General features: G+C 60.1%; 11 protein-coding genes. 4 read left to right on the top strand and 7 right to left on the bottom strand.

The features are described from left to right. The coding region (gene mmuM / locus CKF42_RS12955) for a homocysteine S-methyltransferase (RefSeq protein ID WP_111208353.1) at window positions 1-519 on the top strand (519 nt) is incomplete at its 5' end. Between the two features lie 86 nt (window positions 520-605). Further along, entirely contained in the window at window positions 606-1025 is a 420-nt protein-coding gene (locus tag CKF42_RS12950; RefSeq protein WP_009088566.1) for a hypothetical protein, read from the top strand. On the opposite strand, the gene speG is transcribed toward CKF42_RS12950, so the two are convergent. The 6 genes from speG to CKF42_RS12920 form a co-directional block, all read right to left on the bottom strand. Next, on the bottom strand, window positions 1026-1571 hold the full coding sequence (gene speG, locus CKF42_RS12945; protein WP_009088567.1) for a spermidine N1-acetyltransferase: 546 nt from the start codon (window positions 1569-1571) through the stop codon (window positions 1026-1028). Between the two features lie 157 nt (window positions 1572-1728). After that, entirely contained in the window at window positions 1729-2406 is a 678-nt protein-coding gene (locus CKF42_RS12940) for an ABC transporter ATP-binding protein (RefSeq protein WP_009088569.1), read from the bottom strand. Next, window positions 2399-3229, bottom strand: coding sequence for an ABC transporter ATP-binding protein (locus CKF42_RS12935; RefSeq protein WP_111208352.1), 831 nt, complete (start codon window positions 3227-3229; stop codon window positions 2399-2401). Before CKF42_RS12935 ends, CKF42_RS12940 begins: the two co-directional genes overlap by 8 nt. Then, the gene (locus CKF42_RS12930; RefSeq protein ID WP_009088573.1) at window positions 3219-4076 is read right to left on the bottom strand and encodes an ABC transporter permease; all 858 of its coding nucleotides are present in this window, start codon (window positions 4074-4076) and stop codon (window positions 3219-3221) included. The genes CKF42_RS12935 and CKF42_RS12930 overlap by 11 nt, the downstream gene beginning before the upstream one ends. Then, window positions 4073-5125 (bottom strand): ABC transporter permease, encoded by a 1053-nt coding sequence (locus CKF42_RS12925; RefSeq protein WP_046102403.1) that lies wholly within the window; start codon window positions 5123-5125, stop codon window positions 4073-4075. The genes CKF42_RS12930 and CKF42_RS12925 overlap by 4 nt, the downstream gene beginning before the upstream one ends. Then, window positions 5125-6693 carry an ABC transporter substrate-binding protein gene (locus CKF42_RS12920; RefSeq protein ID WP_058957963.1) on the bottom strand — a complete coding sequence of 523 codons (1569 nt, stop codon included), beginning with the start codon at window positions 6691-6693 and terminating at the stop codon, window positions 5125-5127. Before CKF42_RS12920 ends, CKF42_RS12925 begins: the two co-directional genes overlap by 1 nt. Window positions 6694-7350: 657 nt before the next feature. Between CKF42_RS12920 and mgtA the strand changes: the two genes are divergently transcribed. Beyond that, complete coding sequence (gene mgtA / locus CKF42_RS12915; RefSeq protein ID WP_111208351.1) at window positions 7351-10053, top strand: magnesium-translocating P-type ATPase; 2703 nt, start codon at window positions 7351-7353, stop codon at window positions 10051-10053. Window positions 10054-10063: 10 nt separating this feature from the next. After that, window positions 10064-10150 (top strand): magnesium transporter protection protein MgtU, encoded by an 87-nt coding sequence (mgtU, locus tag CKF42_RS21520; protein WP_350769224.1) that lies wholly within the window; start codon window positions 10064-10066, stop codon window positions 10148-10150. A gap of 58 nt (window positions 10151-10208) precedes the next feature. Here mgtU and CKF42_RS12910 read toward each other — a convergent pair whose 3' ends face one another. Then, complete coding sequence (locus CKF42_RS12910; protein ID WP_009088581.1) at window positions 10209-11063, bottom strand: PA4780 family RIO1-like protein kinase; 855 nt, start codon at window positions 11061-11063, stop codon at window positions 10209-10211. Window positions 11064-11372 lie beyond the last annotated feature (309 nt).

Here is an 11372-nt window from a genome sequence, read left to right as displayed (position 1 = left end):
CTGCCGGAAGCGGAGATGATGGCGTTCCACCGCCCGCGCGTGCAGGCGTTGCTGGCGGCAGGAGCCGATCTGCTGGCCTGTGAAACCCTGCCTTCCTTTGCCGAGGCGCAGGCGCTGGTGAAACTGCTGGCTGAGTTCCCTGACGCCCGCGCCTGGTTCTCGTTTACGCTGCGTGACGCCGGACACATCAGCGACGGCACGCCGCTGGCAGAGGTGGTGAGCTGGCTGAATCAGCAGCCACAGGTAGTGGCGCTGGGGGTCAACTGCGTGGCGCTGGAGAGCGTAACGCCCGCCCTGCAGCAGTTGCAGACCCTGACCGACAAACCGCTGGTGGTCTATCCCAACTCCGGCGAGCAGTATGATGCTGGCAGCAAAACCTGGCATTCTGCGCCGTCGGGCTGCACCCTGCATGACAAGCTGGCCGAGTGGCAACAGGCGGGTGCCCGGCTGATTGGCGGCTGCTGCCGCACCTCACCTGGCGACATCGCGGCCATCGCCCGCACTTGTCAACCGCAATAAGCTGCCGGAATCGGGCGATGATAGCCCGATTGAGGCGGAGAGGGGAGACTACACTCTGATCACTGATCACTCTGTGGACCCCCTCTATGAAACAGCGAATTCTGGCTCTTGCCGCCGCGCTGCTGCTCAGCGGCTGCGCCACCATTGTCGGCAATGAAACCCAACTGGTGCGCATTGACTCTCTGCCGCAGGGCGCGCGTTTTACCGTGCAGGATGAGCGCGGCTATGCGGTGGCGCAGGGTTTCACGCCCCAGACCGTTGAACTGGCCAAATCCACCGGCCGCTACTTCGGCAAAAAACACTACCTGCTGATGCTGGAAAGTCCGGGCTACGTGCCGGTCACGGTGCCTATCGAAGCACGCGCTAACCTCTGGTATCTGCTGGGCAACATTCCGCTTGGCGGTTTCCCCGGCTGGCTGCTGGTTGACCCCTTCTACGGCGGCATGTATGACCTCAAGCCGGAACATCCGCGTCCCTTTATGAACCCGGTTGGCGCGCGCGGCTGATTACTGCGCGGTCGGCTTCACCATTCCGCCTGGCGTTTTGTGGCGTTCCAGATACTGATGCTGGAAAATGCACATGCGGATGGTGTTGCGGTACTCCCCGTTGATAAAGAACTCATGCTTCAGCACGCCTTCGATTTCGAAGCCGAGTTTGGTGTAGATGTGAATCGCCTTTTCATTCTCCTGATCCACAATCAGGTAGAGCTTGTAGAGATTCAGCACCGAGAAGCCATAATCCATCGCCAGTTTCGCCGCCTGTGTGGCCAGCCCTTTGCCCTGATGGGCCGGATCGATGATGATCTGAAACTCAGCGCGGCGGTGCACATGGTTAATCTCAACCAGCTCTACCAGTCCCGCTTTCTGGCCGTCATGCTCCACCACAAAGCGACGTTCGGTCTGATCGTGAATGTGCTTGTTGTAGAGATCGGACAGCTCCACAAACGCCTCATAGGGCTCCTCGAACCAGTAGCGCATCACGCTGGCGTTGTTATCCAGCTGATGGACAAAATGCAGATCTTCCCGCTCCAGCGGACGCAGTTTTACCGTCATCGTCAGACTCCTTGTTAAAAACGTCGTCGCGAGTATACCGCAACGGCAGAGCCTGAGCAGGCGGGAAGCGCGAGCCGTGATGGCCGGGGAGACGATAAGGCGGGCAGAGGCGGAGCAGGAGGGGCCGGACAGCGGAGCGGTGCCGTCCGGCCGGCGATCAGGCGGTGATCTCTTCGATGATACGACCCTGCGCCATGCGCACGGCGCGATCGCACATGTGATCGATCACATCGGGATCGTGGCTGACCAGCACCATGGTCAGGCCATCCTGCCGTTTCAGATCGTTAAGCAGGTTGAGGATCTCCGCCTGCACGGACATATCCAGCGCCGACGTCGGCTCATCCAGCAGCAGGATCTTCGGCTGCAGCAGCAGGGCGCGCACGATGGCGACGCGCTGACGCTGACCACCCGAAAGCTGATGCGGATAGCGATCGGCCAGCGCCGGGTCCAGCCCGACGTGACGGAAACCCTGATCGATACGGTCGTTGATGTTATCGCGTTTCAGCAGCTTCAGCGGCTCCGCCAGCGTGCGGCGCAGACGGTGCCGCGGATGCAGCGAGGCATAGGGGTCCTGAAACACCATCTGCACTTCCTGCCGCAGCGCGCCGGTGAAGGCTTTGCCGGGCTGGACCTGATGACCGGCCAGCTGCATCTGACCCTGCCAGTGCGGGTTCAGCCCCGCCAGCACCCACAGCAGCGACGACTTGCCGCAGCCGGACGGGCCGACCAGGCCAAAGCACTCACCCGCTCTGACCGTGAGGTTAACCTCATGCACCACGGTGCGCAGCTCGTAGCCCTGCTTATGGGCGACGCTTAAATTCGCAAGTTCAATCATGATTCGCCTCCAGTGCCGCGCGGTCCAGCACCGGTAACGCCAGGCCGTGGGTCGCCTTGCCCGGCCGGCAGGCCCACAGCGTGCGGGTGTAGGGGTGGGTCGCGCGGGGCAGGTCAGCGGCAGGCAGCGTATCGAGCAGCCGGCCCTTGTACATCACCATCACCCGTTCGCAGTGTTCCGACACCTGCTGCAGGTCGTGGCTGATCAGCAGCAGACCCATGTTGCGTGCCTCCACCAGACCGCGGATCAGCGCCAGCACCTGATCGCGCATCGCATGATCCAGCGCGGAGGTGGGTTCATCGGCAATCAGGAAGTCGGGATCGGTGATCAGGGCGATGGCCAGCATCACGCGCTGGCCCATACCGCCAGAGAGCTGATGCGGATAGTGCTGCATCAGGCGACGCGGGTCGGGCAGGCCGACCGCATCCAGCATCTCACACACCTTCTCTTTGCGCTCGGCACGGCTCAGGCGGCGATGCAGGATCAGCGGCTCCTCCACCTGCCAGCCGATGGTGCGCGTCGGATTCAGGGCATATTTAGGGTCCTGCATCACCATCGCCACGCGGTTACCGCGCAGCTGGCTCCAGTGGCGCTCACTCAGCGTCAGCGCATTTTCGCCCGCGACCTGCAGCTGGCTGGCCTGCAGATGCAGCGCCGGAGAGAGTAAGCCCATCAGGCTGCGGGCAGTCAGGGACTTACCGGAACCGGACTCACCGACCAGCGCCACGCGTTCGCGGCCCACGGAAAAGGTGATGTTATCGACCAGCAGCGCATCATCGCTGCGAATGGTCAGCCCCTCAGCAGAGAGCAGATTATTTTGCATGACGGGTATCCAGTCGGTCGCGCAGGCCATCGCCTGTCAGGTTAAAGGCCAGGCTGGCAAACAGAATCGCCGCGCCCGGTGCGGCAGCTACCCACCACTGATCGAAGATCACTTTACTGCCTTCGGCCACCATCGACCCCCATTCTGCCGTCGGCGGCTGAACGCCCATGCCAAGGAAACCGAGTCCGGCAGCGGCCAGGATGATCCCGCCGAGGCTCAGCGCGGCGCGCACCACGGCGGTCGGCAGGCAGAGCGGCAGAATGTGACCGAACATCAGTCGAAAGCCGGTAATGCCCTGCATCCGCGCGGCGGCCAGGTAGTCGCTGCGGCGCAGCGCCAGGGTTTCCGCGCGCGCCTGGCGGGCAAACGGCGGCCAGCTGGTCAGTGCCAGCGCCAGCGCGCCGTTCATCAGGCCGGGGCCGAGAATCGCCACCAGCGCCAGCGCGATGACCAGGTTCGGCAGCGACAGGAAGATATCGGTAATGCGCATCAGCACGCGCTCCGTCCAGCCGCCCACATACCCGGCGGTGATGCCGATCAGCAGCCCGGCCGGAATGGTCAGCACCAGAATCAGCGACACCAGCAGCAGGGTAGGGCGCGCGCCATAAATCACGCGCGACAGCAGATCGCGGCCAAAGCCGTCGGTGCCGAACCAGTGCTGCGCCGAAGGCGGCAGCAGGCGGCTCGACATGGTCTGCAGATTGGGATCGAACGGCGCAATCAGCGGGGCTAACAGCGCCATCAGAATCAGGATCGCCACCAGCGTCAGCCCAACGGTTAACGAGGTAACGCGTTGACGGCGACGGCGTGGTCGCAGCGTTTCAAGTTCAGAGAGTTGTTGCGTCATCGGGTTCTCGGATCGGTTAACCAGGTTAAAACATCCGCCAGGGTGTTAATCAGGATAAAGCAGCCGCCGATCAACAGGGTTGAGCCCAGAATCGCCGGCACGTCGCCGGAGAAGAGCGCGTTGGTCATATAGCGGCCCACACCCGGCCAGGCGAAGACGGTTTCGGTCAGCACCGAGCCTTCCAGCAGCGTGGCGTAGGAGAGGGCGATAACCGTCACCAGCGTCCCCAGCACGTTGGGGAAGATGTGACGCAGCAGGATGCGCACCCGACCCGCGCCTTTGGCTCGCGCCAGCACCACATACTCTTTGCTGCTCTCTTCCAGCAGCGCGGCACGCAGCAGGCGGGTAATGCCCGCCATCGCCAGCAGGCCCAGAATCACCACCGGCAGCCAGAGGTGCGCAATCGCGTTGCGGAACATCTCCGGTTCACCCGACAGCCAGCTGTCGATCAGCACAAAGCCGGTTTTCGGCTCCAGGGTATAGACCCAGATGTCATCCAGCCGTCCCGGTCCGGCAGACCAGTGCAGCACCGCATAAAAGAGCAGCAGACCCAGCAGGCCGAGCCAGAACACCGGCACCGAGTAGCCGAGCAGGGAGATAAAGCGGGCGAGGTTGTCGATCCAGCTGCCCGGTTTCCAGGCCGCCAGCAGCGCCAGGGTGACGCCGAAGATAACCGCGAAGATCATTGCACAGGTGGCCAGCTCAATGGTGGCCGGGAAGGTGGACATCAGGTCGCTGCTGACCGACTGATTCGTCAGGCGGGAGACACCGAGGTCGCCCTGCGCCAGATGTTCAATGTAGCGCCAGAACTGTGTCAGCACCGGCTGGTCAAGACCGAGGTCGTGACGCACCTGCGCATAGGTCGCTTCACTGGCGTGATCGCCTGCGATCTGCTGCACCGGATCGATCGGTGAGAGATGCGACAGCATAAAGGTAAAGGCGAGCAGGCCGAGCAGCGTCACCAGCAGCGACAGCACGCTGCCGAGCAGACGCCCGCCCCGCTGCCAAAAAAGCCGGGCGAACCCGGCTGAAGGAACAGACTGAGCCATTACTTGGTGACCTGCGAGTAATACACCATGTCAGGGTTGATGCCCTGGACATAGCCTTTCAGGTTGTCGCGCAGGGCGATCAGGTTCTTCGCCTGCATCCCAATCACGTAAGGTGAGTTCTTCATCACTTCACGCTGCATCGCTTCATACAGTGCCACCCGTTTTTTCGGATCGCTTTCGGCGGTCGCCGCAATCACCTGCTTGTTCAGCTCAGGAATGTGCCAGTCTGAACGGTAAGCAATGGTTTTGCTGCCATCTTCCGGATTGTAGGCAAAGGAGGCGGCATTAGTGTTGGGATCAAAATAGTCGGAGCCCCAGGCGTTCAGCGTCGCTTCATACTTATGCGCCTTCACGTTGGTGGAGACTTCGGAGCTCAGACCCGGCACCACTTCGACTTTCACGCCGCCTTTGGCGAAGCTGCCCTGCAGCGCCTGCGCGATATCCAGATAAGGCGGCTGGTTGCTGGTGGAGAGCTTAAAGGTCACATTGGTCAGGCCCGCTTTCTTCAGAATCGCTTTGGCTTTTTCCGGATCGTAGCTGTAAGGCGTGTCGTTGATCGCGCCCAGGAAGCCTTTTGGCAGAAAGGACTGATGCACGTCGAACTGGCCTTTCAGCAGCTCATTGGCGATGCCTTTGTAATCCCACAGGTAGCGCGCCGCTTCCCAGAAGGCCGGGTTCTTCAGCGTGTCGTTCGCGCCGATGTTGAACTGGATATAGTAGAGCGACGCCATCGGAATCGCTTCGGTCTTCACGCCCGCTTTGCCGTTCAGCGCGGCGATCTGGTCAGCCCCCAGGTTACGGGCAATATCCGCATCACCCTGTTCCAGCAGCAGACGACGCGCGGCCGGTTCCGGCACGTTTTTGATCAGGATGTTTTTCATTTTTGGTGCGCCCGCCGGTGAGGTCGGGTTGGCACTCAGCAGCACCACCTGATGCATGACCACTTTACGGATCTGATACGGGCCGCTGCCCGCAGAGTGGGTGGCCAGCCAGGCGTTACCGAAGTCGCCGTTTTTCTGGTTCGCCATCGCGGTTTTCTCATCGACGATCGAGGAGACCGGGGCGGAGAGCAGGCTCAGAACGTAGGTCGGGCTGACGTTGGCGGTCCAGCTAATCTGCACATGGTTGTCATCGACCTTTTTCAGGAAGCCATCGACGTTATCTTTGGTCCAGCCGAGCTGCGTCAGAATGAAAGAGGGGTCCAGGTTCAGTTTGACCACGCGGCCCAGCGAGAAGATCACATCTTCCGGGCGCACAGGGTTGCCGGTAGAGAACTTCGCATCTTTGCGCAGTTCAAAGGTCAGACTGCGGTTGTCGCTGCCAGGCTGCCAGGCGGTCGCCAGCGTCGGCTTCAGATCCACCGGGTTCTGCGGGTCAGACTGGACCAGGCGCTGATAGATGTTGGTGAAGGCCTGAACGCTGGTCAGTTCAAAGCCTTTTGCCGGGTCAAAGCTGTCTGCATCGTCTGTGGACTGCGCGATGACCAGCGTATCTTTGGGTGTGGCGGCCTGGGCTGTGAAGGAGGCAGCCAGCGTCAGCGCCAGCAGTGATGGAATTATAGTTTTCATGAAATTTCCTTGCCTTAGAAAGTTACGCGAGTTTACGAAAGGGCCGATGTGAAGAATAGTCGAATATGGGCTAATCATATGCCTTAAAGTTATAAGCGATGGGTTGTGGTTATAACAGCATAACGGCGTTGTTAGCGAAGCGGCAGGCTGAGCAGAAACAGAACCTCAACGAAGCGGTTATTTCCCGCGAAACGGCTTTACCGCAATCCCGCTCTTCTTATAATAGCGGCATCTCACTACTGGAGTATTCCGTTGGACAGTCACCCTGAATTAACGATTATTCTGGCAAGCTGAATTTTCTCTGCTGCTTGCCAACCGGCGAGCAGCGATCCCCCGTTTTAATTCCCGATCGCGCTCCTTAATAATTTCCCGTTGCCTGTGGGAGTGCGCGTTATGCTGCTGTTTATCTTAGCCCTTTTTCCTCCGCCTCGTCTGGCGTAGCTCAGGCTGCGCCCGACCGCTGATATCAGACCCGGATTACGCTGTGTTTAAACAGCGTCACGCTTCGCTGCGCGCGACATTATTTTCTGCGCAGTCAGAAACGCGTGTTCATTTCCCAGGGTCGCCTCATTAAATAACCCGGCTACGCCAGGTTTTATCCATGCACGTTATTTTGCGTGCAGGACAACCATTGCTTTAAAACAGGGAGATGTCGAAATGAGCGACATGAAACTGGAACAGGCTGCCATCCTCGCTTCCGGCAACCGCAACGATAAAAAAAGTAAAAAAACATTTGCCGTGACCCGGCAGGCAGGTCAGCACGTTGAGATGACGCTGGCGAATCTGCGCACGCATCGCCAGGGGCTGACCCAGGCTGAAGCGGCAAAACGCCTGGCCACCTATGGCCGCAATGAAGTGGCCCATGAGAAAGCGCCACCGGCGCTGGTGCAGCTTCTGATGGCGTTTAATAACCCGTTTATCTATGTTCTGCTGGTCCTGGCGCTGGTCAGCCTGTTTACCGACTACATACTGCCGCTGCGCGCCGGTCAGGAGACCGATCTCTCCGGAGTGATCATCATCTGCACGATGGTGACGCTGAGTGGCCTGCTGCGTTTCTGGCAGGAGTTCCGCACCAACCGCGCGGCGCAGGCACTGCAGTCTCTGGTGCGCAGCCAGGTTACCGTGCTGCGGCGCGAGGCGGGCAGTGAAACCGCACAGCGTCAGGATGTGGATATGAGCGAGCTGGTGCCGGGCGATATTATTCTGCTCAGCACCGGCGATCAGGTGCCCGCGGATGTCCGGCTGCTGAGTTCACGCAATCTGTTCATCAGCGAAGCGGTGCTGACCGGAGAGTCTCTGCCGGTGGAGAAACAGAGTATGGATGCCGGTATCGACGCCCATGACCGAACCGATCAGGAGCTGCTGGCGTCAGCCAACATCTGTCTGATGGGTACCAGCGTGGCCAGCGGCACCGCCAGTGCCGTGGTGGTGGCGACCGGTGGCGACACCTGGTTTGGCTCACTGGCCTCCTCGCTGACCGGCAGCCGTCCGCAGACCGCTTTTGATCGCGGTGTTAACAGCGTCAGTAAACTGCTGATCCGCTTTATGCTGGTGATGGTGCCGGTGGTGCTGCTGATCAACGGCTTTACCAAAGGCGACTGGATGGATGCGACGCTGTTTGCACTGGCGGTGGCGGTCGGGCTGACCCCGGAAATGCTGCCGATGATTGTCAGTGCCAACCTGGCAAAAGGCGCCATTGCGATGTCACGCCGCAAAGTGATCGTTAAAAAGCTCAATGCCATTCAGAACCTGGGGGCGATGGATGTGCTCTGCACCGACAAAACCGGCACGCTGACCCAGGACACCATCCTGCTGGCGCATCATCTGGACACCCGGGGCGCGGAGGATGCGGAGGTGCTGCTGCTGGCCTGGCTCAACAGCGGCAGCCAGAGTGGCGCAAAAAACCTGATGGATCGCGCCGTGCTCTGCGCCGGAGACAAGGTTATTTCACAGACCCGGCGCAGCCAGTATCAGCTGATCGATGAGGTGCCATTCGATTTTACCCGCCGCCGCGTTTCGGTGCTGGTGGAAGATCTGGCGCAGCATTGCTCACAGCTGATCTGCAAAGGGGCGGTGGAAGAGATGCTGGCGGTGAGCATCGCCGTCCGGCAGGGCGATGAAGTCGTCGCGCTGGATGCGGCACAGCGCGAGGCGCTGCTGGCGCAGACCGAACGCTACCATCAGCAGGGCTATCGGGTGCTGCTGGTGGCGACCCGTGATGATGAACTGCACGCGCCGCTCAGCGAAAGTGATGAGCGCGATCTGGTTATCCAGGGAATGCTGACCTTCCGCGATCCACCGAAAGCCAGCGCCGGTAAGGCGATTAAAGCCCTGCGCGACAGCGGCGTGGCGGTGAAAGTGCTGACCGGGGATAACCCCCTGGTGACGCAGCGGGTCTGTGCCGATGTCGGGCTGACCGATCCGGCGATGCTGACCGGCGAACAGATTGAGGCGATGGACGACACGCAGCTGGCACTGGAGGCGGAACGCTGCACCCTGTTTGCCAAGCTGACGCCGCTGCAGAAATCACGTCTGGTGCGCCTGCTGCAGCAGAACGGTCATACCGTGGGATTTCTGGGCGATGGTATTAACGACGCGCCTGCGCTGCGGACGGCCGACACCGGGATTTCCGTAGACAGCGCGGCGGATGTGGCGAAAGCCTCGTCAGACATCATCCTGCTGGAGAAAGATCTGCAGGTGCTGAACGAGGGGGTATTAAAGGGACGTGAGACCTTTGGCAACATCATTAAGTATCTCAACATGACCGCCAGCTCGAACTTCGGCAACGTTTTCTCGCTGCTGGTCGCCAGTGCCTTTATTCCGTTTCTGCCGATGCTGTCGATTCATCTGCTGATTCAGAATCTGATGTATGACGTCTCCCAGCTGGCGCTGCCGTGGGACAAGGTTGACCGTGAGTTCCTGAACAAGCCGCGCAAATGGGATGCCGGCAACATCAAACGCTTTATGCTGTGGATGGGGCCAACCTCGTCGATTTTTGATATCACCACCTTTGCGCTGATGTGGTTTGTCTTCAGCGCGAACCATGCGGGCGTGCAGTCACTGTTCCAGTCCGGCTGGTTTATTGAGGGACTACTGTCGCAGACGCTGGTGGTGCATATGCTGCGTACCCGGAAGATTCCGTTTATCCAGAGTCGCGCCACCTTGCCGGTGATGCTGACGACGCTGGCGATTATGGCGCTGGGCATCCTGATTCCGTTCTCACCGCTGGGCGCGATGGTCGGACTGGTGCCGCTGCCCTGGCAATATTTCCCCTGGCTGGTGCTGACGCTGTTCAGCTACTGCCTGGTGGCGCAGGGCATGAAACGTCTCTACATCCGTCGTTTCGGTCAGTGGTTCTGAGGAGGGGAAGATGAAAAAAAGCAGGCTGGATCGCGTTTTTGTCAGCGTCATGATTATCGGCGTCACCCTGATTGCGCTGACGGTTCTGGTGCGGTGACAGGAGAATGAGCGTGCGGCAGCGAGGTGACTCGCTGCCGTTTTTACTGGCGGGGCACCTATTCCTGGTCGCGCTCCCGGCTGGCGCGCTGACGCTCGTAATACTCATCTTCAGCGGTGATGATCTCATCCAGCAGGGAATCCATATCCACGTCACGCTCCTCTTCCACAAACTGGCCGGTGAGCGTCGTTTCCGGGGTTAACTTACCCTCTTCATAGAGCTGCCAGATCTCGCCGGCATAGCGCGTCTTTAACAGCTGCGGGGCGAACTGCCCGTAGTAGGCGGTGATGTTATTCACGTCACGCGCGAACATCGACTCCGCATGGTTGTTGGCCGCTGCATCCACCGCCTGAGGCAGGTCGATGATGACCGGTCCCTGATCATCCAGCAGGACGTTGAACTCCGACAGGTCACCATGAACGATACCGGCACAGAGCATGCGAACGATGTTGCGGATCATGGTGTTAAAATCGGTGATCGCCTCCTCTTCGGAGAGCGTCACGTCGCTGAGGCGCGGCGCGACCGAACCATTGGCGTCGGTGACCAGCTCCATCAGCAATACCCCGTCGATGCAGAGATAGGGCTGAGGCACGCGTACACCGGCGTTAGCCAGGCGAAACAGGGCGTCGACTTCGGCGGTCTGCCAGGACTCTTCCTGCTGCTTACGGCCAAACTTTGAGCCTTTCTGCATGGCGCGGGCGTTACGGCTGTTACGGGTTTTCCGGCCTTCCTGATACTGAACCGCCTGCTTAAAGCTGCGCTGGGTCGCTTCTTTATAGACTTTGGCGCACTGCACTTTGTCACCGCAAAGCACGGTGTAGACGTCTGCTTCCTTGCCGCTTTTCAGGCGCTGCAGCACATCGTCAATCAGGCCGTCATCGACCAGGGGCTGAATTCTGTTTGGGATTTTCATGCGGCTTTATACCTTATTTCACCCGCTTTTCGTATCAATTTGCGCTGATGGAAAACCTGAGCCATGCGTGAACAAAGTCTGTAATTCTACCCTGGAAAACGCTTCAGGGGGATGATCCTTGCCTGACCCGCGTTTCTGACCGGTTTTTTTCCGCAGGCCGTCAGAGGGTGGCGTGCTGAAGCAGAAGGGGATGCGCGCGGCCCCGTGGCGCAACAGAGAAACCTAGGGAGCATGGCGTCAGATGCGAAGCGACGGGACAGGTTCAGGGAGAGAGGGGCAGCGGGCCGGTATCCTGGTGCGGCGGCGCAC

The sequence above is a fragment of the Pantoea sp. ARC270 genome, assembly GCF_003236725.1.
In the GTDB taxonomy this organism is placed as follows: Bacteria; Pseudomonadota; Gammaproteobacteria; order Enterobacterales; family Enterobacteriaceae; genus Pantoea; species Pantoea anthophila.
The sequence above is the reverse complement of the archived record's forward strand: the minus strand, read 5'-3'. Positions and strand labels throughout refer to the sequence as shown.